Annotated in this window: 24 protein-coding genes, 1 tRNA gene and 1 pseudogene; 14 read left to right on the top strand and 12 right to left on the bottom strand. The window is 67.7% G+C overall.

Annotated elements, in window-relative coordinates; all coding sequences use genetic code 11:
• Window positions 1–63: 63 nt before the first annotated feature.
• The gene (htpG, locus tag CTJ15_RS16840; protein ID WP_075823206.1) at window positions 64–1902 is read right to left on the bottom strand and encodes a molecular chaperone HtpG; all 1839 of its coding nucleotides are present in this window, start codon (window positions 1900–1902) and stop codon (window positions 64–66) included.
• A gap of 423 nt (window positions 1903–2325) precedes the next feature.
• On the opposite strand from htpG, the gene nth reads away from it, so the two are divergent.
• Window positions 2326–2775: an endonuclease III gene (nth, locus tag CTJ15_RS25060; protein ID WP_255414117.1), complete on the top strand. Its 450-nt coding sequence runs from the start codon at window positions 2326–2328 to the stop codon at window positions 2773–2775.
• 207 nt (window positions 2776–2982) lie between these two features.
• A complete protein-coding gene (locus tag CTJ15_RS16830; protein WP_075823205.1) occupies window positions 2983–3426 on the top strand; it encodes a DUF3597 domain-containing protein in 444 nt (147 codons plus the stop codon).
• Window positions 3427–3549: 123 nt separating this feature from the next.
• Here the strand turns inward: CTJ15_RS16830 and CTJ15_RS16825 are convergent, their stop codons facing one another.
• The 4 genes from CTJ15_RS16825 to CTJ15_RS16815 all read right to left on the bottom strand — a co-directional run bounded on the left by CTJ15_RS16825 (window position 3550) and on the right by CTJ15_RS16815 (window position 7856).
• Window positions 3550–4056, bottom strand: a complete 507-nt coding sequence (locus CTJ15_RS16825; protein ID WP_193009608.1) for a CinA family protein — start codon at window positions 4054–4056, stop codon at window positions 3550–3552.
• Window positions 4057–4413: 357 nt separating this feature from the next.
• Window positions 4414–5784 (bottom strand): IS5 family transposase, encoded by a 1371-nt coding sequence (locus CTJ15_RS16820; protein WP_226945876.1) that lies wholly within the window; start codon window positions 5782–5784, stop codon window positions 4414–4416.
• Between the two features lie 94 nt (window positions 5785–5878).
• Window positions 5879–6682 (bottom strand): hypothetical protein, encoded by an 804-nt coding sequence (locus CTJ15_RS24005; RefSeq protein ID WP_126281906.1) that lies wholly within the window; start codon window positions 6680–6682, stop codon window positions 5879–5881.
• 49 nt (window positions 6683–6731) lie between these two features.
• Complete coding sequence (locus CTJ15_RS16815) at window positions 6732–7856, bottom strand: acetyl-CoA carboxylase biotin carboxylase subunit family protein (RefSeq protein WP_075823581.1); 1125 nt, start codon at window positions 7854–7856, stop codon at window positions 6732–6734.
• Between the two features lie 89 nt (window positions 7857–7945).
• Here CTJ15_RS16815 and CTJ15_RS16810 point away from each other — a divergent pair, with 89 nt between their 5' ends.
• Together CTJ15_RS16810 and CTJ15_RS24085 are read left to right on the top strand one after the other, a co-directional pair.
• A complete protein-coding gene (locus CTJ15_RS16810; RefSeq protein WP_226945876.1) occupies window positions 7946–9316 on the top strand; it encodes an IS5 family transposase in 1371 nt (456 codons plus the stop codon).
• Window positions 9317–9321: 5 nt separating this feature from the next.
• Window positions 9322–9609 (top strand): hypothetical protein, encoded by a 288-nt coding sequence (locus CTJ15_RS24085; RefSeq protein WP_151904051.1) that lies wholly within the window; start codon window positions 9322–9324, stop codon window positions 9607–9609.
• On the opposite strand, the gene CTJ15_RS16805 is transcribed toward CTJ15_RS24085, so the two are convergent.
• The 5 genes from CTJ15_RS16805 to CTJ15_RS16785 form a co-directional block, all read right to left on the bottom strand.
• On the bottom strand, window positions 9606–10451 hold the full coding sequence (locus CTJ15_RS16805) for a hypothetical protein (protein WP_126281905.1): 846 nt from the start codon (window positions 10449–10451) through the stop codon (window positions 9606–9608). The genes CTJ15_RS24085 and CTJ15_RS16805 overlap by 4 nt on opposite strands.
• Window positions 10448–10975 carry a hypothetical protein gene (locus CTJ15_RS16800; RefSeq protein ID WP_099781740.1) on the bottom strand — a complete coding sequence of 176 codons (528 nt, stop codon included), beginning with the start codon at window positions 10973–10975 and terminating at the stop codon, window positions 10448–10450. The genes CTJ15_RS16805 and CTJ15_RS16800 overlap by 4 nt, the downstream gene beginning before the upstream one ends.
• An 85-nt stretch (window positions 10976–11060) precedes the next feature.
• Window positions 11061–12413: a transposase gene (locus tag CTJ15_RS16795; protein ID WP_099780841.1), complete on the bottom strand. Its 1353-nt coding sequence runs from the start codon at window positions 12411–12413 to the stop codon at window positions 11061–11063.
• A 97-nt stretch (window positions 12414–12510) separates the two neighbouring features.
• Entirely contained in the window at window positions 12511–13329 is an 819-nt protein-coding gene (locus CTJ15_RS16790; protein ID WP_099780839.1) for an IS5 family transposase, read from the bottom strand.
• Between the two features lie 84 nt (window positions 13330–13413).
• Window positions 13414–14151 carry a 2OG-Fe(II) oxygenase gene (locus CTJ15_RS16785; protein ID WP_126281904.1) on the bottom strand — a complete coding sequence of 246 codons (738 nt, stop codon included), beginning with the start codon at window positions 14149–14151 and terminating at the stop codon, window positions 13414–13416.
• Window positions 14152–14400: 249 nt separating this feature from the next.
• Between CTJ15_RS16785 and CTJ15_RS16780 the strand changes: the two are divergent.
• Window positions 14401–15174: pseudogene (locus tag CTJ15_RS16780) on the top strand (IS5 family transposase); the annotation flags it as partial.
• 489 nt (window positions 15175–15663) lie between these two features.
• Here CTJ15_RS16780 and CTJ15_RS16775 read toward each other — a convergent pair.
• Window positions 15664–15738 (bottom strand) — tRNA-Gly (locus tag CTJ15_RS16775).
• 211 nt (window positions 15739–15949) lie between these two features.
• Between CTJ15_RS16775 and CTJ15_RS16770 the strand changes: the two genes are divergently transcribed.
• The 6 genes from CTJ15_RS16770 (at window position 15950) to CTJ15_RS16745 (ending at window position 20119) form a co-directional block, all read left to right on the top strand.
• Window positions 15950–16888, top strand: a complete 939-nt coding sequence (locus CTJ15_RS16770; protein WP_019459274.1) for a co-chaperone YbbN — start codon at window positions 15950–15952, stop codon at window positions 16886–16888.
• A 14-nt stretch (window positions 16889–16902) separates the two neighbouring features.
• Window positions 16903–17571: an LON peptidase substrate-binding domain-containing protein gene (locus tag CTJ15_RS16765; protein ID WP_075822141.1), complete on the top strand. Its 669-nt coding sequence runs from the start codon at window positions 16903–16905 to the stop codon at window positions 17569–17571.
• A gap of 14 nt (window positions 17572–17585) precedes the next feature.
• The gene (locus CTJ15_RS16760; protein WP_019459276.1) at window positions 17586–17780 is read left to right on the top strand and encodes a Trm112 family protein; all 195 of its coding nucleotides are present in this window, start codon (window positions 17586–17588) and stop codon (window positions 17778–17780) included.
• Window positions 17777–18208 (top strand): gamma-butyrobetaine hydroxylase-like domain-containing protein, encoded by a 432-nt coding sequence (locus tag CTJ15_RS16755; protein ID WP_075822142.1) that lies wholly within the window; start codon window positions 17777–17779, stop codon window positions 18206–18208. The genes CTJ15_RS16760 and CTJ15_RS16755 overlap by 4 nt, the downstream gene beginning before the upstream one ends.
• A gap of 228 nt (window positions 18209–18436) precedes the next feature.
• The gene (locus CTJ15_RS16750) at window positions 18437–19126 is read left to right on the top strand and encodes a hypothetical protein (protein WP_099781738.1); all 690 of its coding nucleotides are present in this window, start codon (window positions 18437–18439) and stop codon (window positions 19124–19126) included.
• Between the two features lie 162 nt (window positions 19127–19288).
• Window positions 19289–20119: a sulfite oxidase heme-binding subunit YedZ gene (locus tag CTJ15_RS16745; protein ID WP_075822149.1), complete on the top strand. Its 831-nt coding sequence runs from the start codon at window positions 19289–19291 to the stop codon at window positions 20117–20119.
• Between the two features lie 685 nt (window positions 20120–20804).
• Here CTJ15_RS16745 and CTJ15_RS16740 read toward each other — a convergent pair.
• Window positions 20805–21230 (bottom strand): helix-turn-helix domain-containing protein, encoded by a 426-nt coding sequence (locus CTJ15_RS16740; RefSeq protein WP_099782188.1) that lies wholly within the window; start codon window positions 21228–21230, stop codon window positions 20805–20807.
• A gap of 139 nt (window positions 21231–21369) precedes the next feature.
• Here CTJ15_RS16740 and CTJ15_RS16735 point away from each other — a divergent pair, with 139 nt between their 5' ends.
• The 3 genes from CTJ15_RS16735 (at window position 21370) to dnaK (ending at window position 24723) form a co-directional block, all read left to right on the top strand.
• On the top strand, window positions 21370–21990 hold the full coding sequence (locus tag CTJ15_RS16735) for a nucleotide exchange factor GrpE (protein ID WP_075822143.1): 621 nt from the start codon (window positions 21370–21372) through the stop codon (window positions 21988–21990).
• Window positions 21991–22127: 137 nt separating this feature from the next.
• Window positions 22128–22547 carry a GNAT family N-acetyltransferase gene (locus tag CTJ15_RS16730; protein WP_255414116.1) on the top strand — a complete coding sequence of 140 codons (420 nt, stop codon included), beginning with the start codon at window positions 22128–22130 and terminating at the stop codon, window positions 22545–22547.
• 217 nt (window positions 22548–22764) lie between these two features.
• Entirely contained in the window at window positions 22765–24723 is a 1959-nt protein-coding gene (dnaK, locus tag CTJ15_RS16725; RefSeq protein WP_019459283.1) for a molecular chaperone DnaK, read from the top strand.
• The last annotated feature ends 194 nt before the right edge of the window (window positions 24724–24917 follow it).

Raw genomic sequence — 24917 nt, 5'->3', positions numbered from 1 at the left:
GGCCAGGTCCGCCGGCGGGGTGCCCCACGCGCCCGGCCCGCCGGGAGGCGGGCCGGGCGGCTTTCAGAAGGCGAGCGCGGCGGCGACGCGCCGGGCGAAGCCCGCCGGGTCGCGCGGCGTGTCGCCATCCTGCACCCGGGCGAGGTCGAGCAGCAGGCCCGCCTTTTCCGCCAGCGCCGTGTCCGTCGCCACGCCCTCGGCCAGCCTGCGGATCAGCGGGTGGCGCGGGTTGATCTCCAGCACCGGCAGGCCGGCGCCGCTGCCCCGCCCGGCGCGGCGCAGCATGCGCTGCATCTGCAGGTCGGGGCCGTATTGCGGGGCGGCCAGGACCACCGCGCTTTCCACCAGCCGGTCCGTCGCGCGCACCTCGCCGACCTCGTCCTTCAGCGCCTCCTTCAGCCGGGCGAGCAACTCGGCGACATCGGCGGCCTCGCCCGACGCCTCGCCAGCCTCGGGGGCGCCCGTGATCTTCGACAGGTCCACCATGCCCTGGGTGACGCTGCGGATCGGCTTGCCCTCGAACTCCGCGAGGCGCTCCGGCCAGAAGGCATCGATGCCGTCGGACAGCAGCAGCACCTCCACCCCCTTGGCGCGGAAGCCCTCCAGTTGCGGCGAGTGCGCCAGGGCGGCCGGGTCGTCGCCGAGCAGGAAGTGGATCGCCTCCTGCCCCTCCTTCATCCGCGCGACATAGTCGGCGAGCGAGGTCCAGCTCTCCACGGCGGAGGAGCGGAAGCGCAGCAGGGTCGCGACCTCCTTGCGGTGTTCGGCATCCTCCCAGGCGCCTTCCTTCAGGACCGGGCCGAAATTCTCCCAGAACTTCGCGTAGTCCGCCTCATCCTTGGCGCGGGACTTCAGGTCCGACAGGACGCGGTTCGTCACCGCCTTGCGGATGCGCGCCAGGACGGGGGTGGACTGCAGCATCTCGCGGCTGACATTCAGCGGCAGGTCCTCGGTGTCCACCACGCCTTCCACGAAGCGCAGCCAGGGCGGCAGCAGCCCGGCCTCATCGGTGATGAACATGCGCCGGACATGCAGCCGCAGCCGGCTTTCCCGCTCGCCCTCCACCGCCTGGAAGGGCTTCATGCCCGGGATGAAGAGCAGGGCGCTGTAGTCCAGCGTCCCTTCCGCGCGCCAGTGCAGCGTGGCCCAGGGCTGGTCGAAGGCATGGGCGACGTGGCGGTAGAACTCGGTGTACTGCTCCTCCGTCACCTCGGATTTCGGCTTGCGCCAGAGCGCGGTGCCCTCGTTGGCCGGCTCGTCCTTGCCGTCCTGCGCCACGGTGATGGGGATGGTGATGTGGTCGGCCCATTTGCGGATGACCGCCTGCAGCCGGAAGGGCTCCAGGAACTCCTCCGCATCCGCCTTCATGTGCAGGACGATGTCGGTGCCGGGTTCCGCCCGGCTGGCGGGGGCCAGCGTGTAGCTGCCCTGCCCCTCCGAGGCCCAGCACCAGGCCTCCTCGCCGCCGGCGCGGCGGGAGGTGACCTCGACCCGCTCCGCCACCATGAAGGCCGAGTAGAAGCCGACGCCGAACTGGCCGATCAGGCTGGGCTTCTCCATGGCCTGCGCCTGGGCCAGCGAGCGGGTGAAGGCCAGCGTGCCCGAGCGGGCGATGGTGCCCAGATGCTGCGCCAGCTCGGCCTTCGACATGCCGATGCCCGGGTCGGAGATGGTCAGCGTCCGCGCCGCCTTGTCCGGCACGATCCGGACCCTGGCCTCGGCCGGCAGGCCCAGCGTGCTGTCGGTCAGCGCCTCGAAGCGGCGCCGGTCCACGGCATCGGCGGCATTGGCCACCAGCTCGCGCAGGAAGATCTCGCGGTCGGAATAGAGCGCGTGCACCACGAGGTCGAGAAGGCGCCCCACCTCGGCGCCGAATTCGTGCCGCTCCAGCGTTTCGCTCACCGTCAGTCCTCTCGGTCAGGGGTTCAAGCTGGCGCGCGATATGCGGGGAATGCCGGATCGTTTCAACGGGTTGCATCCGGGGATCTCCTGGCCGCCGGCCATGGCCCGGACCGGCGGGATGTGCATGCGGCATGCCGCGCGCTGAACCCGCGTGGCCGGGCGGCGTTTCTGCGGCATGCCCCACACAGCCGAGATCGTGGCGGAAGCCGCGCCCAGGGAACCCTTCGATTTCGACGAAGCGTTCCGGCGGCTGCGGCGGGCCGTCGCCGAGGTGCCGAAGGCGGCGATGTTCGAGCTGCGGGACCGGGGCTATGGCAGCCTGTTCGAGCAGCTGGTGGCGAGCCTCATCTCCGCCCGCACCCGCGACGAGACCACGATTCCGGTCTGCCCCGACTCTTCGCCGCGGCGCGCACCCCGGAGGCGATGGCGGCGCTGGAGGAGGCGGAGCTCGTGCGCCTCCTGCATGGCGCCACCTTTCCCGAACCGAAGGCACGCGACCTGATCGCCCTGTCGCGGCGGATTGCCGGGGAGTTCGGCGGCATCGTCCCCGACACGGTCGAGGGGCTGATGGCCTTCCGCGGCGTCGGGCCGAAGATCGCCTCCCTCGCGCTCGGCGTGGCGCTGGGTCAGGCGCATATCGCCGTGGACATCCATGTCCATCGCGTGACCAACCGCTGGGGCATCGTCGCGACCGGCACGCCGGACCGGACCCAGGCCGCCCTGGTGGCGATCCTGCCGCGCCGCTACTGGGTGGAGATCAACGAGCGCCTCGTCCCCTTCGGCAAGCATGTCTGCACGGGCGAGCGGCCCCGCTGTTCGTCCTGCCTGCTGCTGAGCATGTGCCGGCAGGTCGGGGTGACGACCCATCGCTGATGGCTGCGCCGCAGGAAGCGCCCGGCAGGGTGGCCTCCAGGGGCATCGTGGCGCGCTCCTTCTTCGGTTGCCGTGGCAACATGGCCGGACATCCCGCGTTACCCGTCGCAGCCATCCGGCCGGAGCGGGCGCGCGTTTCGCTCAACCGGCGCCGGAACTCCTGACGGGTCTGTCCGTTCCCCGTCCATCTTCTTGAAAGGAAGCAAGATGAGCATCTTCAGCTCGATCCTGAACAAGATCTTCCACCCCGCCGGTGCGGCGCAGGCTGCCACGCCGGCAGGTTCCGACCAGGCGCCGGATGCGGGCGCCGCCCCTGCTGCTGCGGCGCCGGCAGGCGTGGCTCCGGCGGGTGCGGCTCCGGCGGGCGCCGGGTCGGTCCAGTCCTCGGGTCAGGAAGTGGATGTCGAATCCGTGCTGGAGGGGATCGCCGCGCAGAAAGGCGGCGGCGGCAACTGGCGGACGTCGATTGTCGACCTGCTGAAGATGCTGGATCTCGATTCCAGCCTGGATGCGCGCAAGCAGCTCGCGAGCGAGCTCAACGTGCATGCCGGAGCGGATGGCAGTGCCGAGCAGAACATCGCCCTGTCGAAGGCGGTGTGGCAGCAGCTCGCCCAGAATGGCGGCAAGGTGCCCGACAGCCTGAAGCACTGAGGGTTGCGCGAAGGGAGGGGCGCAGGCCTTCCTCCCTTCGTAGCCCGGGAGTTCCCTTTCGGCCTGAGGCCGCTCCTCTGTCCAGAACGGGACGGCAGCCCTGCTGGCCGTGTCCCGGCGCGATCAGGATTGCGGTGCCGTCCCGGCTCCGCTTTCCATGGCTTCGATGAGAAGGTCCAGCAGGGCGGCGGCAAAGGTCCGCATATTGGCCGGGCGGTCCTGGCTCCCGGTTTCCAATCGCCGCGTCAAAGCCATCGGGCCGGCGACCGCGATGCAGGCATGGCCGGCGGGATCGCCATAGCGGTTGCCGCCAGGGCCAGCCGCACCGGTCTCGGCAATGCCCCAATGCGTGGCGAAACGCTTCTGGACGCTGCTGGCGAGCAGCATGGCATAGGGTTCGGTGGCCGGGCGAAGGCCCGCCATCTCCTTCTCCGTGATGGCGAGAAGAGTGCTGCGGGCCCGCTGCGTGTACACCACGGCGCCGCCCATGAAGTAGGCGCTGGCGCCCGGGATGGCGAGCAGGGCCGCCGACACCAGCCCGCCGGCGGAGGATTCGGGCACGGCGACGGTTTCCGCACGGCGCTTGAGCAACTCGCCGAGCAGCATGGCTCTGGGTAATAGGTCTTCCATGCTTCACCTCCGGCCGGAGCAGGGTGACGCCGATGCGGAGCTTCCGCCAGTTTTCTTCAAAGCAGCGGGGACCGGCATTCTCCCCGAATTCCTGGTGGCCAGGGGAAACCCCATGGATTTTCGGGAAGGGCAGGTCGGCCCGGGCTGGGTTTCGGAAGGGGCCGGGCGGAAACATCACGAACGCTTCCTTGACGGATGCGCCGGAATACACGGCATCATCGGCTGACCAGCGCGTTCGCGCGGCTTGAGCCAATGCGAGGAATGTCTTTCGGAAGGAAGACTGGAGCAGCGGTGGGAACTGGATAGCGAAAATCTCTGCGAACGCCGACCTTACCGAGTCGGCCTTGAACAACGTCTTCAGGCTGTCGCCCCTGCGAGCAGGGTGCGGCCTGTCGGGACGCTGGCTTGGCTGATCGGGGTGAGGATTGCCTGTCGGAGGGCGGCGAGGAGAGCGGCCAAAAGGGCCCTGAGGTGGGCGAGGATCTTGCGGATGTTGTGGCCGCAGCCGCAGAGGACGGCGTAGAGAGCATCGCCGAGCGTGCCCTTGAGGGCGCAGCGGGCGAGGCGGCCATCGGTCTTCATGTGGCCGATCTCGGGCTCGATGGCGCTGCGGCGGCGGAGCAGCCGGCGCAGGCGGGGCGTGAGGCCGCGGCTGGTGCCGCTGACGAGCACCCTGGTTGCCGTGACGCCATGGCCGCGGTAGCCGCGATCGACCACGGCGAGGCTGGGACGCTGGCCGGTGAGGGTCTCGACCTGCTGGAGGGCGTCGGCGAGGGTGTGGCCGTCGTAGGGATTGCCGGGCTGGCTGCGCATGCCGACGACGAAGCCACCGGCGAGGGTGGTGGCGATGCTGACCTTCGTGCCGAACTCGTAGCGCACCCGCGCCTTGCCCTTGGCGATGCAGTCCACCTCGGGCTCGTGCAGGGCGTAGAGCTTGCGGGACGACTTCGGTGTCTGGAGCAGCAGGCGGGTGACGAGGGCGATGCGCTGCTCGATGCGCGCCCGCAGTGGCCCGTCAGGGACGGCGCCGAGCTTGCGTTCAACATCGCGCAGGATGCGGCCGGTGTAGCCCTTGAGCGTGCGCAACGCCTTGCGCATGCGGCGGAACTGCCGGGCGTGGGCGTAGCGCCCCACCTGGCCGGCCAGGCGCGGCGCCAGGCGATTGTAGTTCTGGCGCAGGGCGATCCCGGCCTTGTGCGCCAGCGTCACCAGCGAGTGGCGGGCCCGCTCATAGAGGCGGCTGTCGGTCGGATGGGCGATGGCCTTCTCCATCACTGTGGTGTCCACTGCGATCTCGGCCAAGCTGTTCGACGTCACAGCTCCCGAAGCCTGAGCCGCCTCGATCGTCCTGGTCAGCAACCACTCGACACCTTCCTCACCGATGCGACCGCGCCAGCGGCTGAGAGAGGAGGGATGGATGGGCGCACGGTGCTGGAAGAAGGTCTCACCCGTGAAGTGCTGGAAGTACGGGTTCTCCACCCAGCGCGCGAGCACCGCCTCGTCGGAGAGGCCATGGGCGTGCTGGAGGTACATCAGCCCGGCGACCAGACGCGGATGCGTGGCCGGCCGTCCCTCAGCGGCGGGGAAGAAGCCGGCCCATTCCCGCTCGAACCAGGACCAGTCGATCAGCGCCGCCAGCCGCACCAGTTCGTGCCGCCCATCGATCATGTCGACCAGCCGCGGCCGCAGCAGATCGGCCTGTTCCGGCGGGCGCGGGCGGTGCTTCATGCCCACAAGATTCGCAGGGTTTGTCGTCGAAAACAATCGAACCCTGCAAATCCAGGTCGCCGAGCCCGGAAAATCTCACAGCTAGATCAGTGCCTTACGAGTTATTCAAGGCCGACTCGATAGGTTCAGGATTAGCTGCCCGCGCAATGGCACACTGATAGAGGGTCGTGGCGATGCGAAACTTCTTAGAAGCGGCGCACCTCCGAGCGAGGTTCCAGAGGTAATAGATCGATTGGGCCTTCCGGTGGCGTACCGCGACCGATAAATCTAGGATTGTTCCGAATCGGATAAACTGCAGAACAAGCGGCTGGAGCAAATTCATTTCTGCCATAGTGTATGTTGAAGGATGCCCGGTATAAGGTAGCCGAATGACTCTCGCGCGCTGAAAAGCCGGAATAACCTCTCTCGTAACGTATTTAAGATCGGCCCTCTTCATTGGATCATACACGACCGTTACCAGTTCTTTTGATTTAGGAACGCTTCTCAGATCAACATTTTTTATTTCCACCAGCTTTCTATAGAAATTTGACCCAAATTCTGGATAATCGGGATGAATAGAAACCATTGGAGAAACCGAAATTATCGACGCCCCAATCGATCCCCCATAGAATAGGGCCGCAAAGCCTCCCATGCTTGCTCCATAGCAAGCAGAGCGTCGGTACAGCGAACACGTGCCGCCTACAGATCGCACAAATTCTCCAAGCGACAAATCTTGATACCAATTATCCCTTCGCTTTCTAACAGCAATAACGTCGATCCCGGCTTCTATTAAGAATTTCTCGCCGAACCCCAGGTCATCTGGGTTATTGCGCCACATTTCCGAAAAGGTTACCACCACGACATCTCGGTTGCCTAGCTCTGAGGCAACATGGACAATGCGGGTTTCACCGTTGTCCAAGAGCGTTTTTGTCGGAAAACGAGCTAGCACTAGTCCTCCACGAGTCGGCTTACAGGGGACCCGATTGCAGCGCCCGACCAGAGGAACTCGGCAGCCCTTCCGGGAGATGTAGACAACTATGGTCCCCGACCACCATCAACGGCAAGTCAGGCAGTGAGCCGTCGATCAAGCGCACGCCTGCTGCGGCAGCGATGCACTCGGCAACCTCTCCGAGGTGGGCAAAGCCGCTCCACTCGTCGCCCGCCGTCATCAGCAATCTTGCCAAGACCTCCAATTCGTGAACGTGGCGGCCCTGGTATAACCGATAGTTCTTGAGCATCACACCGGCTGGGATCAGCTTGAGTAGTGCTGCATGATCAAGGCTGCTGGCGACCTGACCCTGCTCCGCGGCGATGAGTTTCCGGATCACAGTCTTCGGTCCACGGCCAGCGGTGGGCGTTGAAAACTCGCGCCCGGCGTAGATGTCCAGTATCGTGCCGAACAAATCATGGCCTGTCGCTAGCTCGTATGCGGCTATCATTTCACCGCCCATGGGGCGTGCGTTCACCTCGAGCAATACGGGCCCACTTTCCGTGAATACCATCTCCGCGTCGAACAGCCCTACGGACAGGTCGAGCGCCTCGCACACAGAGACGGCGTAGTCGGCGCACGCGGACGCGGCGTGGTGCTCTGGGCTGATGGGCAGCACGGAGCCAAAGCCCACGCTTGGGTTGACGGCCTGCTCAGCATGGAGGGCGACGGATACAGCATGCCAGTTTCGGTGTCCCGCGGCTACGCAGACCGACAGGATGGGCCCCTTCAGGACCTCTTCACAAATGAATCCGTTGGCAAAGATCCATTGCATGTACGCCTGAGCAGCCGCTTGCACGCGACGTGCCTCGGCTTGATACCAGTCGACCTGCTCATCGTTGTAAAGCGGGTAACACACGCGGCTTCCAGATCCTCTGGCCGGCTTAACGATGCAGGGCAGTCCGATCGCGGTGACGGCGGCGGGAATCTGATCGACCGCGGCTGCAGCGGCATATCGCGGCATGGTGAAACCGTGTGCCTTCAGGGCGGCCCGCGTGGCCACCTTGTCTCTGGCGATGCTCACGACACTTGACGAGGTGAAGGTCAATCCGAGCATTTCGCAGGCCTGTGCTACATGGTCGGCCTTGAATAACTCGTAAGGCACTGATCTAGCTGTGAGATTTTCCGGGCTCGGCGACCTGGATTTGCAGGGTTCGATTGTTTTCGACGACAAACCCTGCGAATCTTGTGGGCATGAAGCACCGCCCGCGCCCGCCGGAACAGGCCGATCTGCTGCGGCCGCGGCTGGTCGACATGATCGATGGGCGGCACGAACTGGTGCGGCTGGCGGCGCTGATCGACTGGTCCTGGTTCGAGCGGGAATGGGCCGGCTTCTTCCCCGCCGCTGAGGGACGGCCGGCCACGCATCCGCGTCTGGTCGCCGGGCTGATGTACCTCCAGCACGCCCATGGCCTCTCCGACGAGGCGGTGCTCGCGCGCTGGGTGGAGAACCCGTACTTCCAGCACTTCACGGGTGAGACCTTCTTCCAGCACCGTGCGCCCATCCATCCCTCCTCTCTCAGCCGCTGGCGCGGTCGCATCGGTGAGGAAGGTGTCGAGTGGTTGCTGACCAGGACGATCGAGGCGGCTCAGGCTTCGGGAGCTGTGACGTCGAACAGCTTGGCCGAGATCGCAGTGGACACCACAGTGATGGAGAAGGCCATCGCCCATCCGACCGACAGCCGCCTCTATGAGCGGGCCCGCCACTCGCTGGTGACGCTGGCGCACAAGGCCGGGATCGCCCTGCGCCAGAACTACAATCGCCTGGCGCCGCGCCTGGCCGGCCAGGTGGGGCGCTACGCCCACGCCCGGCAGTTCCGCCGCATGCGCAAGGCGTTGCGCACGCTCAAGGGCTACACCGGCCGCATCCTGCGCGATGTTGAACGCAAGCTCGGCGCCGTCCCTGACGGGCCACTGCGGGCGCGCATCGAGCAGCGCATCGCCCTCGTCACCCGCCTGCTGCTCCAGACACCGAAGTCGTCCCGCAAGCTCTACGCCCTGCACGAGCCCGAGGTGGACTGCATCGCCAAGGGCAAGGCGCGGGTGCGCTACGAGTTCGGCACGAAGGTCAGCATCGCCACCACCCTCGCCGGTGGCTTCGTCGTCGGCATGCGCAGCCAGCCCGGCAATCCCTACGACGGCCACACCCTCGCCGACGCCCTCCAGCAGGTCGAGACCCTCACCGGCCAGCGTCCCAGCCTCGCCGTGGTCGATCGCGGCTACCGCGGCCATGGCGTCACGGCAACCAGGGTGCTCGTCAGCGGCACCAGCCGCGGCCTCACGCCCCGCCTGCGCCGGCTGCTCCGCCGCCGCAGCGCCATCGAGCCCGAGATCGGCCACATGAAGACCGATGGCCGCCTCGCCCGCTGCGCCCTCAAGGGCACGCTCGGCGATGCTCTCTACGCCGTCCTCTGCGGCTGCGGCCACAACATCCGCAAGATCCTCGCCCACCTCAGGGCCCTTTTGGCCGCTCTCCTCGCCGCCCTCCGACAGGCAATCCTCACCCCGATCAGCCAAGCCAGCGTCCCGACAGGCCGCACCCTGCTCGCAGGGGCGACAGCCTGAAGACGTTGTTCAAGGCCGACTACATGGCTGAGGGCTGCGTCTTGGTCGGTGATGACCGCCGCTATCGCGTTCGCAGCGTGCAGGCTGCGGAGGGCGGTGACGACGCTTTGATCGTCCAGGGAGTCCATCGTGACCACAGCGTCAGCGACTCCGGACCAGAACTCGCGAAGCGTCGAGTGCGAGGCCGTGCAGATCGCGGTCAGCCTGCAGTCACGTGCGCGAACCTGGAGCGCCGCGCGCTGCCAACGTTCGTCGAGATTCACGAACACATACTGCGCCATGCAGATGCCTAACGCCCACGGCGAAAGACAAGGCTCGCCACTGAGGAGTTCTCGGGGGCCCAGCTTCCAAGAAGGCTCCAGCCCTGCCTTTCAAGCTCCTCCTCATTGACCGGCTCGCGCCAAAACCGATGGTTCCCTGTCGGAGTCCGAGGAGCGAAAATTGCCTCGTCCGAAGTTTCAGCAACTCGTCTCGCGATGGAATCCTTCCCTTGCACGAGCGTTGCAACCACCACCGTCGAAAAGCCAGCGTAGTGGTGCGTGAGGCCGTCGGCGTGGATGACCGAAAGCGGTGCGTAGCCGAGGCGCTTCAAGATCGCGTCGCAAAGCTCGGCCGATTCCCCATCGCGGTCGATGCTGATCACCGGACAGCCGAGTGCCTTGTGGAGGAAGATCTGCGTCTGCGGGAGAGCGCCTCCGCCAACGACCGCGATGCGCGAATGAGCCTCATGCACCAAACCGCAACTCTGCCAATGCTGGATCTGGCCCTCGAGCAGCGAGAAGAAGCCCTTGTTGATCCACGAGCCCGAGAAGGGGTCGGTGCCGCCGGGGCTGCTCAAAAAAGACTTTGCGAAGTCAATCTCTGTCTGAAGGTGAAGCTCCAGATTCAGTTTCATGAGGAGATCTCGAAGATCCTGCAAGTCGTGGCGCTCGTGCAAATGGACCACCGGTCTGAGGCGGTCAGCCTCATCGAGGGTTGCGAGTACCTCGTCGTGCAGCGCGCGCAGTCGTGGGTTCGTCATGCTCCTGCGGGACATTGCCCCGATCTGGGCGGCAAGCGCCCTAAGACGCCGCACCACGGTTTCGACCTCGCCGAAGACGGCTTCCGGCCCTTCCAATCGCGGCGATACGTTCATCGGCACCGGAAGTGCACAAAAAGGTTGCAGACGCTACCGCGGCTCAGCGCCCAAGGGCGTCCATGCAGCAATGAAGCTGACTGGAAGAACAGAGCCTCGCCTGGCGCAAGTTGCACCGCATGCAGTTCCCGCTGCGCATCCTCGATAATGAGTGGCCATTCCGCACCAGCGCTGTCGACGCAAAGCACCATGCCGACATGGTGGGTCTCTTTGCGGTCAAAGTGCATGTCGAGCTGGCATCCGCACATGTACTCTCGGACGCCATAGCAGGTTGCTTCTGACAAATTCTCATGCCCGAGCGAGAGAAAGGTCTCCCTTGCGAACGCCTTTGCCCGCTCCTTCAGTGCCGGCCCTACGGGCACCAAGAAGCTGGCAGGGCGGGTCGAATCCGCGCCGTGCAGAAATGCCTCGGTGTCCGTTTCCGGGACCTTCGCGGCCTGCCCCTCGACGATCGCCCGCGCCAAGTCGTCGACGAGCGCGCGCGGTGCGGGGCGCTTCTCGAAAGGCGTTCCCTTAGGCGGCATAGGCTCGCCGGGATACCAGCTGTCGTCGTCGGTTGCGGGCAGGCGGAACCACTTCGTAAGTATCGCCTAAGCTCGACTTTGGCCATCACGCGGCGTGGCAGATGGCGTAAGCCCAGGCGTGCTGGAGCGCTCGCCGAGGTTTTGTGCTGTGACCGCTGTGCCGGGATGTGAGGAAACCTTGCTCACGCCAGATGTGCCGCCGCACGGCGGCGAGGGTGTCACTGAAGGTCGGACGGTCCTTGCGGTACCAGGCGCTGCTCATTGCGGCTCTGCGTTCTGAGGTTCTGAGCTGGGCGGCCAGGAGGGTGACGAGGGAGAACAGCCCGAGCAGGCATGGCGTGGTGCGGGCGATGGCGAGGTCCGACCACTGTCGCTGAGTCTCGACCCCAAGATGCACCCTGGTCTCCTGGAAGGTCACCTCCAGTTGCCAGCGCTGGATGAACCAGAACAGGATCTGCTCCGGCGTTCGATCAGGCTCGGTGCACAGCAGGGCCTGCGGCTCGAACCGGCGATGAGGATCGCGGACCAGCACCCAGCGGATCGGCACGATGGGCATCCCGCCATGACGCCACACGGCAGTGGCCGAGCAGATCTCGACGTGACGCTCGCCCCCACCGTACCAGCGGGGGACCACCATGCGCTGCCAGCATGTATCGGTGCGGACCAGCACCTCCGCCAGGTTGGGCCGGCGCGCCCCTTTGGTACGGGGCCGACCATTGGTGCCAGGCAGCCGGGGTGGCGCCGGGTCATAGAGCGCGGCATCGAGCCGCAGGCGCGTGACCCCGGTGATCCTGTGCCGGGTCAGCGCAGCCAGCAGTTCCAGGGCTGCAAAGCCGCTGTCGCCGACCAGCACGATGTCCCGCCCAGGAAGCCAGCGGCGTGTCTGCAGGATCATTTGGCGGGCCCAGTCGGTGAGCTTCTTGTGCCGCTGTCCCTGGTCGCGACAAAACCGTTCCGAGGGCGCCAGCGCGGACAGGAACGGCAGCGCCCAAACCCGACCGGCCCAGGGAACAGGTGCCAAGAGCATCAGGCTGATCCAACGCAGGCCAGAAGCCTTTACGAAGTGGCCGTGGCTGGAGCGTACCGGGTCGCGGTAGATGCCCATGGCCGCAATCCGCTTGCCACGGCGCCGCTCAATCGTGTCGTCAATGCCCAGAATGACCGGCCCATCCGGCGCGAAGGCTGTGATCAGGTGCGCCAGCAGAAGACGCGATGCTGCCCGGGGGCTCCAGACCGCCCGGTTGAGCACCCGATGATAGTTCACGAAGCGCCGCTCCTGCGCGAGCCCGCTGATCTGCAACAGGCTGGTCACCGTACGTTTGCCGGGTGCCAGGATAGCCCCGATCAGCAGCACCTCCGCGTGTTGCCAGCTGCGCTGGAAAAACAGCGGCGCAAAGCTCAGGATCACCGCGGCGAAGCGGGATGGCAGGTGAAGCATGGCGGCGTCTCTTGGCGGGGACACGCCAGCCTAGCCAGTCACCCGCCTCGCCGCCTACGCCTGCCTCAGATGGCCAAAGTCGAGCTAAGACCCCGTTTCATAACGGCTGAGCCAGACGCCGGACGAGGATCATGGCGGCGGCGAGGGTGAAGAAGGCGACGGCGGAACCGACGGTGGCCTCGTGATCGCGAGCGAGGCGTCGGCAGCGGCCGAACCAAGCGAAGGACCTCTCCACCACCCAGCGCCTGGGTTGCACGGCGAAGCCTTTCTGGCCGGGTGCGCTGCCGATGATGGTAACGGCGACGGGGGAGGCTCGGGCGACCCGCGGACCGGCGTAGGCGCGGTCGGCGAAGCAGCGGGCCAGGAACGGCCAAGGGCGGCGCGACATGGCCAGGAGGGCCGCACCCCCTCGGCTGTCATGCAGGCAGGCGGGCGAGATGGCGGCGAGCAGGAGCCTACCGTCCGTGTCCACCAGGGCGTGGCGCTTGCGGCCCGTCACCTTCTTCCCGGCATCGTAGCCGCGGACACCTTTCACGCCGACACCGCCCGAGCGGACGGATTGGGCGTCCAACACCGCCGCTGTCGGTGAGGCCTCTCGGCCGACCCGCTCGCGGTCGGCCATGATGAGGGCGTGCGCCAGTCGCTCGAAGGTGCCCCGGCGCGAGAGGCGCAGGAACCAACGGTGCACGGTCCCGGGCGGCGGGAAGTCGCGGGGCAGATGCGCCCAGGCGCAGCCGGTACGGAGCACGTAGAGGATCGCATCGACCACCCGCCGCATCGGCCAGGACCGGGGTCGTCCGGTCTTTGCAGGGCTTGGCAAGAAGGGCTCGACCAGGGCCCACTCGGCATCGGTTAGGCACGTTGCATAAGGCTGGGAGCCGCGCGCAAGCTGCGCGCGGGCGGCAGGGGTCCACATGGGCCACCTCGAAGGACGTCAGACACCCTCCGAACGCGCAGAACTCCCGCCGCTCACCCCGCCTCAGCCGTTATGAAACGGGTTCTAAAACCCTGCGTTGAGGGGGGTAGAGCAATGCAGAGTCATCGGATCCGGCCTGAAATCATCGTCCAAATTGCTCCACACGAGGGCCGATCCCATTTGAGGAGCAAAGCTTAAGTCGAGCTTCGGAAATGTCGTCCTCCCCCCCGCCTCAACGGTGTTCAAGAAAACGACTACCGAGAGAGTTCTTTGCCCGAAGCGAGCGTCGTAGGCGGACAGTTTTCCTTCGGGCAGATAATCAGTATGGTCCGAAAAAAACTGGCCTTCCTCGTAATAATGAAGCTGCAGGGGCTCGGAGAACATTAGCGGAAGGCCAATGGCATCGCAGATCCGCTGGTCAATCGACAGCACCATATCACTGTCGACGGCGCCAATGTGAGATGTGCGGCTTGGCCGCACTGTAGCAGGGGCGGCGTCTCCCAGGATGGTTGACGGCTGGAGGCGCCTCCGACCCATCTCGATCAACTGCTGGCACTCCATCTCGGAGAGCAGATCGTTGATTAGGTAGGCTGGTTTACCTCCAGTGCCCATGTACTTGATCCAACGCGCGCTTCTTGCGAGCATCAGCTCTCGGACCGGGCGCTTGGCCTGCAGCTGCACGTCCTGATAGGCCTGCCGGACCGATTCCGAGATATCAGGAACCGGAAAGCCTTCGGCCAACAGCGTGTTCAGGATCGATGCGCGGGGCACTCCGCGCGCAAGATTATCCGCTGTCCAGCGGATCCAGTCAGTTGGTAGCATCAAGGCCCACCGCTGAGCGATTGCGACAGCTCGTCTGTCGCTTTAGTGATGCCTTACCGCCCAGGCTGCTTGGGCGGCTGAGACGGCGTCGGAGATGGCTTCGGCGATGGCCTTGGCGCCGTGACGTCGGGGGTTGGCGGGGGCGTGTGCATCGAAACGCGCATGTTCCAGCTAACCATGATGACGAATCCCTCCGATTTTTAACGGCTTGAGGCTGTTGTGGACTGACGTGAGGGCCAGATTTGCGGGATGACCCGCAAGTCCTATCCGTCCGACGTATCTGATGAGGAATGGGCGTTGGTTGCGCCCTATCTGGTGCTGCTGCCCGAGGCGTCGGGGCAGCGGCGCCATGCCTTGCGCGAGGTGTTCAACGGGCTGCGCTACGTGGTCAAGACGGGCGCGCCCTGGCGCTGGATGCCCAATGACCTGCCACCATGGGACATCGTCTACGCCCAGGCCCGGCGCTGGCTGGCGGCGGAGGTGTTCGAGGCGATCGTGCACGACCTGCGGGCCGTGCTGCGGCTGGAGGCAGGCCGCGCGGCCGAGCCGACGGCGGCGGTGCTGGACAGCCGGACGCTCCGATCCACCCCCGAGAGTGGGGCCAGGGCGGGCTACGACGGGGCCAAGCGCAAGCGGGGCTCGAAGGTGCATGCGGCCGTCGATACGCTCGGCCACCTTCTGGCGCTGCACGTCACGCCGGCCACCGCCGACGACCGTGCCGAGGTCGGGCGCCTGGCCGACGCCGTCCAGAATGCCACCGGCGAGAGCGTCGAGATCGCCTTCGTGGACCAGGGCTATACCGGTCCGAAGCCCTCTGAGGCTGCCGCCAGGCACGGCATTCAGCTCGAGGTCGTCCGCCACCACGAGGCCAAGCGCGGCTTCGTCCTCCTGCCCAGGCGTTGGGTGGTGGAACGCTCCTTCGCCTGGGCTACCCGCTTCCGACGCCTCGTCCGCGACTATGAACGCCTGCCCGAAACACTCGCAGGCCTCCATCTCGTCGCCTTTGCTTGCCTCATGCTCAAGCACCTCACCTCAATCACCCAGGTCCACAACAGCCTCGAGACCCGGCAGGGTCCTTGTCTCGGTCTTGGCGGCCAACAGGTCTGCCCCGAAAACCTCAGTAGACTTGCCACTCCCTGCGACAGTCGGTCTGTCAGAGAGCGGGAAGCGTAAGGAAACTGGCGGAGCATCCGAGATTCGAATTTTCGGTACGCTGGTCGCCCGTCACCTCGGGGCCGAAGCGAGATTCTCCGTTCTCCGATTCTTTGGTCAGGCGATGGAAATGCTAAATCCGAACAGGAGAGCCGCAACGATGACGGCCTAAAAACAAGGCGTTAGACCCCGTTGGCAAAATCGACCTACCCTCAAGGTGGAGAGAGTCTCCGGCATTTCGGAGAGAAAACCCGCCCACGTTCCGACCTTGCACCATCAAGGTCGAGACCGAAAACCGCAGGAAACCTGCGCCTCAGCGCGGTGCCCTGGTCGGGAGAGACAGGTTGTGAGGAGACCGACTGGAGCGGGCGAAGGGATTCGAACCCTCGACCCCAACCTTGGCAAGGTTGTGCTCTACCCCTGAGCTACGCCCGCGCTCCGTCTGTGGCCGGGCTTTTGACATGCCGGTGACAGGCTGACAAGGGTCCCCGCCCCAGTTTTTCGCAGGGCTGCCATCCGGCCGTTCCTTCCCGCCCTTCCAGGCCACCGGAACCCCAGGCGGAGGGGCGATCTATGCCCTGGGCCATTGCGTCCGGGCTCCACAGGCGCATCTATGAGCGCAAACGAAGTTGGGGAACCCACCCACATGGACACTATCCTGGACCCGAATCGCCCCGCCGCGGGCGGCGGCGACGCCGACATCATCCGCGACAGCGACCAGAACAGCTTCATGCAGGATGTGGTCGAGGCTTCGCGCCAGACGCCTATCCTGGTGGATTTCTGGGCGACCTGGTGCGGTCCGTGCAAGCAGCTCACGCCGACGCTGGAGAAGGTCACCCGCGCCGCCGGCGGCCGGGTGAAGCTGGTCAAGATCGACATCGACAAGAATCAGGCGCTGGTGCGGCAGCTTGCCCAGATGGGCCTGCCGCTGCAGTCGGTGCCGACGGTCGTGGCCTTCTGGAAGGGGCAGATCGCCGATCTCTTCCAGGGCGCCCTGCCGGAAAGCGAGGTCAAGCGCTTCGTCGAGGCGCTGCTGAAGCTGGCCGGCGGGCAGATGCCCACGGCCGACCTGCTGGGCGAGGCCAAGGCCGCCGCCGAGGAGGGCGACCACGCTGGCGCCCTGCAGCTCTTCGGCGAGCTGATCCAGGCGGAGCCCGAGAATGCGGAAGCCTATGCCGGGCTGGTGCGCGCCCTCATGGCCCTGGGCGAGGAAGACCAGGCAGAGGCCGTGCTCGACCAGATCCCGGCCAAGATCGCCAACCATGCCGAGATCGCCTCGGTCCGCTCGGCGCTGGAACTCGCGAAGCAGGGCCGCGAGGCCCGCGCCCGGCTGGCGGAGTTCGAGCAGCGCGTGGCCGCCGATCCGGACGACCATGCCGCCCGGATCGATCTTGCCGTGGCGCTGAACGCCGCCGGGGAGAAGGCCGCCGCCGTGGATGCGCTGATCGATTCGATCCGGCGCGACCGCGAATGGAACGAGCAGGCGGCGCGCAAGCAGCTGCTGAAGTTCCTGGAAGCCTGGGGCTTCGCCGACCCGGCCTCGGTCGCGGCGCGGCGCAAGCTCTCGACCCTGCTGTTCAGCTGAACGGTGGCGCGCCCGTGCCCGCCTTCCATCCCGGGCCCGAAAGCCTGCCGGAAGAGATCGCGGTCTTTCCGCTCACGGGCGCGCTGCTGCTGCCGCAAGGCCGGCTGCCGCTGAACATCTTCGAGCCCCGCTACCTCGCCATGGTGCAGGACAGCCTGGGCCGGGGGCGGTTCTTCGGCATGATCCAGCCCGATCCCAGCGCGCCGGGGGCCACCCCGCCCGGTCTCTACGGCACGGGCTGCCTGGGCCGCGTCTCCTCCTTCTCCGAGACGGAGGACGGGCGGCTGCTGATCACCCTGACCGGCCTGCTCCGCTTCCAGGTGCGCCAGGAGCTGCCCCTGCATCCGGGGGGCTACCGGCGGGTCCGGGCAGACTACCGCCCCTGGCTTGCCGATCTGGAGACCGGCGGCGCGGAGCCCCTGCTCGACCGCGCGGCGCTGATGTCGGCGCTGCACCCCTATTTCCGGGCGCGGCGGATCGAGGCGAACTGGGAGGCGATCGAGAAGCTGCCGGACCCGATGCTGGTCACCACGCTGGCCATGGTCTGTCCCTTCGATCCGCGCGAGAAGCAGGCGCTGCTGGAGGCCCCGACTCCGGAAGACCGGGCGAGGACGCTGGTGACCCTGTTGCAGATGGATGCCCTCGGCGGGCCGGACGCCTCGCCGTCCGGCAGGCCGAGCTGAACGAGAACGAGACGATGAACGACACCAAGACATCCGCCCCGGTCGATCCCCGCCTGCTGGAGATCCTGGTCTGCCCCGTGACCAAGGGACCGCTGCGCTATGACCGCGAGCGCGGCGAGCTGATCAGCGACAAGGCCGGGCTGGCCTATCCGATCCGCGACGGCATTCCGATCATGCTGCCGGACGAGGCGCGCCGGCTCGACGGGTGAGCATCGCCGCGCCCCTGGTCCCGACGGAGCTGCGCCTCCGCCGGGCGGAGAAGCGGCTGGAGGTCGCCTGGCCGGACGGGGTGCGCCACAGCCTGCCGGCCGAGTACCTGCGGGCGGAAAGCCCCTCCGCCGAGGTGCAGGGCCACGGTCCGGGCCAGAAGAAGCTGGTTTCGGGCCGCCGCCATGTCGGCATCATGGCGCTGGAGCCGGTCGGCCATTACGCGGTCCGGATCGTCTTCGACGACCTGCACGACACCGGCATCTACAGCTGGACGGTGCTGCGCCGGCTGGGGGAGGAGCAGGAAGGCTGGTGGCCGGCCTACGAAGCCGAGCTGGCGGCCAAGGGGCTGTCGCGCGATCCCTCCACCCGGCCGGACCATGCCGGGGCGGCGGGCGCCCGCAAGGCCGGCGGCTGCGGCTGCGGCTAGCGGCCCGCCACGGCAAGGGGGGGGCGCCGGGGAGCGGCGTGAATTATCCGACAGGCCCGGGGCCGGCCCTTGCATCCCCATGGGGCTCCCACACCTAACCCCGGTCCGCGCCGCGTGCCTGATCCCCGCAGATGTCCCGCGCAGCCCCCGGCGGCACGCCGTGCGGGCGAGCTGTTCAGCGGCGTTCCGGCCCGCACGGCGTGCCGCCGTTGGAGCTTCCGAACGCCGATGCCCGATTCTTCCCGCATCCTGCCCGCGGTCCTGGCCGCATCCCTGGCCGTCCTGCCGCAGGCATGGCCGGTGCCGGCCCTGGCGCAAGGAGTGGCCCCCGGAGTGGCCCCTGGGGTGGCCCCTGGGGTGGCTCAGCCGGGCACCGCCCCGCAGGCCGCGCCCGTCCGCATCCGGGGCAGCATCGTCTCGGTCGAGGGTGCCTCGATGGTGGTGAAGACCCGCGACGGCGACACGCTGCCCGTGACCCTCGCCGGCAACCTGACCGTCGTCTCGCCCAGGCCGGTGGAGCTTTCCAGCATCAAGCCTGGCGACTATCTCGGCATCGTCGGCGTGCCGGGCGAGGGCGCGACTCTGGAGGCCCGCGCCGTCCAGGTCTTTCCCGAGGCGATGCGCGGCGTCGGCGAGGGGCATTATCCCTGGGACCTGCCGGGCACCAGCATGACCAATGCGACGGTCGATGCCGCCGTCTCCGCCACCTCCGGCCGCGAACTCACCATGGCCTACAAGGGCCAGACGCTGCGCATCCATGTGCCGCCCGGCACGCCGGTCGTCACCCCTGTCCCCGCCACGCGCGAGGACCTGAAGCCCGGCGCCGCGGTGATGTTCGGCGCCACCCGCGACGCCGAGGGCCGCCTTACCGCAACCCGTGTCACGGTCGCCAAGGACGGCGTTTCCCCGTCCAACTGAGGCCGCGGCATGTCCTCCGACCTTTCCCCAGGCCCTCCGCCCGACCTTCCCGCGGGGGCCACCCGCCCGCGCCGCCCGCGCCCGGGGGGCACCCGCCCGGAAGGCGCCCCCGCCGAGGCGGGCCGCCCGGCTTCCCGGGGTTCCTCCCGGGCCGTTTCTTCCGTGGCTCCCTGGCCCTGGCTGGACCGGGGCGGCCGCGTCTCGCCCTTCAAGACCGCCGTCTTCCTGGCCACGCTGCTGCCCGGCCTGATCGCCGGGCTGCGCTGGAGCACGGGCACGCTCGGCGCCGAGCCCTATATGGAGGCGACGCACCAGACCGGCCTTTGGGCCATCCGCTTCCTGCTGATCTCGCTCGCCGTCACGCCCCTGCGCTACCTGGCGGAATGGCCCCGTGTCGTGGTGCTGCGGCGGATGCTGGGCCTCGCCGCCCTGGCCTATGCCCTGGCGCACCTGATGCTCTATGTGATCGACCAGCGCTTCGACCTGTTCCACGTCGCCGGCGAGATCCTGAAGCGCACCTACCTCACCATCGGTTTCGCGGCGGTGCTCGGCCTCTGCGTCCTGGGTTGGACCTCCACCGACGGCGCGGTCCGCCGCATGGGCCGCAACTGGAAGCGCCTGCACCGGCTGGTCTTCCCGATCGCCGGCCTGGGCGCGCTGCACTTCTTCATGCAGTCGAAGGTCGATGTTTCCGAGGCCGTGCTCATGGCGGGCTTCCTGCTCTGGCTCATCCTCTGGCGCCTGCTTCCGGCCACGCGGCGGACCGGCTTCCTGCCCCTGCTTGCCCTCGTGCCCCTCGCCACCCTCGGCACCGCCGTCATCGAATACGGCTGGTACGCCCTGGCTACCCGCGTCCCCGCCGCGCTGGTGCTGCGGGCCAACCTGGCCCTCGGCTATGGCCTGCGCCCCGCCCAGTGGGTGGCCCTGGTGGCCCTGGCGCTCGCCTTCCTGCCCTTCCTGGTCCGTCTCGTCCGGCGCCTTCGTCCGGCGTGACGGCCGCCGCGCTTCGTATCCGCGGGTCAGGGGGTGGGTCTTTGCCATGCCCCCGTGCCCCGGAGGTTATCGTCACCGGCTGTGACGCTTTAGGATTTTAGTGTTTTAGGTTTTTAGTCCTTTATGCGGCTTGGCAGGTGCAGAGCTTTGTCCTGGGTGGCGGGTAGGGTTGGCCAGATGCCCGCCACAGGGGCAGACGACGCTGCAAAGGGGTGGCGTTGATTATATTCCTATATCGCCGGGCGGGCAGGGAAGCAAGGAACGTTTGCGGTGGCCGTGACCTGTCCGGGTGGCGGTGAGGCCGGCGAGGGTGCCCCTGGTCCGAGGGGAGGGCTCTGCCTTCGCCAGGAACCAGGTCAAACGCACATGTTTGACACTGGACCTTCCGTTCTCCGGCCTTGGCTGTGGCCGGATCGCGCCGGAGGGCATGGCTTTCCGGCGGGCTGTCGGCGCCACCAGCATGGGAAAGGGTGTTTTCTTCCGCTGCCGGCACTGCCGCGTGCACCAGCCCTGCGGGACCGGTCCCCGGCACCGGCCTTTGCCGGAAGCACCAACTCATCGGGTCCAGGGCCCGCAGGGTCCTGGCGGAGAGGGGGCTGGGGCGAGAGGCAGGGCCTCTCCCCCGGGGGTGGCCAGAGGAAACCACGCCGGAGCCCATGGGTGAAGGGAAGGTCCGCCGTTCGTATCAGGCCTTGCGCCGGCTCCTGGCCGGCTTCGCCTCCGGTTCCGGCTCCGGTCCGGCCATTTTCCGGGCGACATGCAGCAGGGCCTGCTTGGAGGCCATGTCCAGCCGGCCATAGGCCCGCAGCAGGGCTTCCTGGTCGCCGGACAGCAGGCCGAAATCCCCCTGTTCCTCCGCCAGCAGCTCGGGCGGGGGCGGGGCGTCCGGGTCCAGCCCCACGAGGTAGGAGACCGAGCATTCCAGCACCTCCGCCAGCTTGCGCAGCGGCGTGCCGCGCGGGCTGGGCGCCTGTCCCGTCAGGATGCGCTCGATGCTCCCGGGCGGCAGTCCCGCCTTCTTCGTGGCGCTGGCGGGGTCGAGGTCCAGGCGTTCCAGCCGTGCCTCGATCCGCTCGGCCATCGGGGAAATCTCGGGAGAGGGCTCGGTCATGTGGACCGGGAAGATGAGCCCGCTGCCCCGCTCCGCCAAGCCCGCGCCTTGCCGCGAAGGCTTCCGGACCCTAGGTGGGACAGGACATGTTTCCGGTCCCGCATGGACCGGTGCCCCACACGGACGACCTGGATTTTTCATGAGCAATTCGAACTGGAAGCACCCTTCCGAGGCTGAGCGGCAAGGCCAAGCCCACCCTGAGGACGACATCGCCATTCCCGTCCACGAGGCACCGGCCCCGGAGGCGGGGGAGGCCGCGGAAGCCTTGCCGCCGCAGCCCGAATCGGAGCGCGTCGCGGCGCTGGAGGAGGAGCTCGCCGCCCTGCGCGACAAGTGGATGCGGGCGGAGGCCGAGGCCCAGAACGCCCGCAACCGCCAGCGCAAGGAGGTGGAGGACGCCCGCAACTACGCCATCCAGAAATTCGCCACCGACGTGGCCGAGGCGGCGGACAACCTGCGCCGGGGCCTCGATGCCCTGCCGCAGCCCGAGCCGGGCGAGCCCGAGCTGCTGGGCAAGCTGCGCGGCGGCTTCGAGGGGGTGGAGCGCTCCTTCCTTTCCATGCTGGAGCGCCACGGCGTGCAGCGGGTGGAGGCGGCCGGCCGGCCCTTCGACCCGGCGCTGCACCAGGCCATGGCCGAGCAGCCGGCCCCGCCGGGCGTGGAGCCGGGCACGGTGATCCAGGCCTGGACCCCGGCCTGGACGCTGAACGGCCGCCTGTTGCGCCCCGCCATGGTGGTGGTCGCGGGCAAGCCGGCCTGATCCGCCGCCGCGACATCCGGGCCGCCGACATCCCCGCCCTGGCCAGGCTGAACGACGCCCATGCGGCGGAGCTGAACGCGGTCGGGGAGGCGGGATTCGCGGATCTGGCGCGTGGCGCCTTCTGCGCCCGCGTCGCGGTGGGGGAGGCGGGCAGGCCCCTGGGTTTCCTGCTCGCCTTCGCTGGCCTGCCGCTGCGCGGGCCGAACCATGGCTGGGTCCACCGCCATCGTCCGGGTGCGGTCTATGTGGACCGCGTGGCCGTCGCCGCCGCGGCCCGCGGGCAGGGGATCGCCCGCCGCCTTTACGAGGATCTGGCGGCGGGCCTCCTGGCCGCCGGGCGCTGCGGCGTGGGCTGCGAGGTCAACCTGGACCCGCCCAACCCCGGCAGCCTCGCCTTCCATGCGAGGCTGGGCTTCCGCCCGGTGGGCGAGGCGCGGGACCCGCGGAACGGCAAGCGCGTCCTCTACCTGTTCCGTGGAGCAGGCCCCGGCCCGGCCGCCCCGCCGTCTGCCGGAGCGCCGCCTCCTGGACCGCCTTTCGGGGCATCCCGGCCCTGACCGGCGGTTTCCGGCGGAATCCGGGGGTCTGACTCGCGGGAAGCGCGCAAGGAGGGGCCGCTTTGCGGGTGTTGCCCTCTTGTTGCCAAAGCCCTGGAACAATACATCCTTGGTCGCGGACCGGTCCCGGTCCGAACCAATTCCCCACATCCGAGCAAATGGGGACCGGCACGGCGCCTGAGCAGGGCCGTCCCGATCCGCCGCAGAGGAGAGACGGATGAGCAAAGTTATCGGCATCGATCTCGGCACCACGAATTCCTGCGTCGCCATCATGGAAAGCGGCGAGGCCCGGGTGCTGGAGAATGCCGAGGGCGCGCGCACGACGCCCTCCATGGTCGCCTTCACCAAGAATGGCGAGCGCCTGGTCGGCCAGGCCGCGAAGCGCCAGGCGGTGACCAACCCCACCGACACGCTCTACGCCGTGAAGCGCCTGATCGGCCGTCGCTTCGACGACGCCATGGTGCAGAAGGAGAAGAGCCTCGCCCCCTTCCACATCGTGCGCGCCGACAACGGCGACGCCTGGGTGGAGGCGCGCGGCGACAAGATGGCGCCGCAGCAGATCAGCGCCTACGTCCTGGGCAAGATGAAGGAGACGGCCGAGAACTACCTCGGCGAGCCCGTCTCCCAGGCCGTGATCACCGTCCCGGCCTATTTCAACGACGCCCAGCGCCAGGCCACCAAGGAGGCCGGCCGCATCGCGGGCCTCGAGGTGCTGCGCATCATCAACGAGCCGACGGCCGCCGCGCTGGCCTATGGGCTCGACAAGAAGAACTCCGGCACGATCGTGGTCTATGACCTCGGCGGCGGCACCTTCGACGTTTCCGTGTTGGAGATCGGCGACGGCGTCTTCGAGGTGAAGTCCACCAATGGCGACACCTTCCTGGGCGGCGAGGACTTCGACCAGCGGGTGATCGACTACCTGGCCGACGAGTTCAAGAAGGAGAACGGCATCGACCTGCGCGGCGACAAGCTCGCCCTGCAGCGCCTCAAGGAGGCCGCCGAGAAGGCGAAGATCGAGCTGTCCTCGGCCAAGCAGACCGAGATCAACCTGCCCTTCATCACCGCCGACGCGACCGGCCCGAAGCACCTCGTGCTGCAGCTGACGCGCGCGAAGCTGGAGGCGCTGGTCGATGACCTGGTGCAGCGGACGCTGGAGCCCTGCCGCAACGCGCTGAAGGATGCGGGCCTCGCCGCGAACGAGATCGACGAGGTGATCCTGGTCGGCGGCATGACCCGCATGCCCAAGATCATCGAGACGGTGAAGCAGTTCTTCGGCAAGGAGCCCGCCCGCAACGTGAACCCGGACGAGGTGGTCGCCATCGGCGCCGCCATCCAGGGCGCGGTGCTGAAGGGCGAGGTGAAGGACGTCCTGCTGCTCGACGTGACCCCGCTGAGCCTGGGCATCGAGACGCTGGGCGGCGTGTTCACCCGGCTGATCGACCGCAACACCACCATCCCGACGAAGAAGTCCCAGACCTTCTCCACCGCCGACGACAACCAGACGGCGGTGACCATCAAGGTCTTCCAGGGCGAGCGCGAGATGGCGGCGGACAACAAGCTGCTCGGCAACTTCGACCTGCAGGGCATTCCGCCCGCGCCGCGCGGCGTGCCGCAGATCGAGGTGACCTTCGACATCGACGCGAACGGCATCGTCTCCGTGAGCGCCAAGGACAAGGCCACCGGCAAGGAGCAGAACATCAAGATCCAGGCCCGCTCCGGCCTGAGCGAGAACGACATCGAGCGCATGGTCAAGGACGCCGAGGCGAATGCCGAGGCGGACAAGAAGCGGCGTGAGGCGGTCGAGGCGCGCAACAACCTGGAGGCCCTGATCCACCAGACCGAGAAGACGCTGGCCGAGGCCGGCGACAAGGTCGGTGCGGCGGAGAAGGGCGAGGTCGAGGGCGCGCTGGAAGCGGCGAAGTCGGCCCGCGAGAACGGCGATGCCGAGACGCTGAAGCAGGCGACCGAGCGGCTGTCCGCGGCGGCCATGAAGATGGGCGAGGCCATGTACCGCGCCCAGTCCGAGGCCCAGGGTGCCTCCGGCCCGTCCTCCCAGGGCGCGCCGGGCGCGGGGCAGGGCGCCGGTGGTGCGGCCGGGGGCCAGCCGGGCGACGGCAGCAAGGTGGTGGACGCCGAGTTCGAGGACGTGGACCACAACAAGAAGAACCAGGGCTGACGGGCTGAGAGGCCTGCCGGCGCTGTAGGGCACGGCGCCCGGCCCGTGGGGATTTTGCCCCCCGGGCCGGGCGTTTTGCTATGAAGCGCCTCTGGTGTCCTGCCCGCGGCAGCCGCGGATCAGCAGGCCACAGGGAAAATTGGCCGGTTCGGTGATCGGGATCGCCGGACCAGGCCCGCCCTGCGAACGGGACG

This window comes from Roseomonas sp. FDAARGOS_362 (genome assembly GCF_002754815.1).
Lineage (GTDB): Bacteria > Pseudomonadota > Alphaproteobacteria > Acetobacterales > Acetobacteraceae > Roseomonas > Roseomonas mucosa.
Note: the sequence above shows the minus strand (reverse complement) of the source record. Positions and strands in the feature narration are given on the sequence as shown.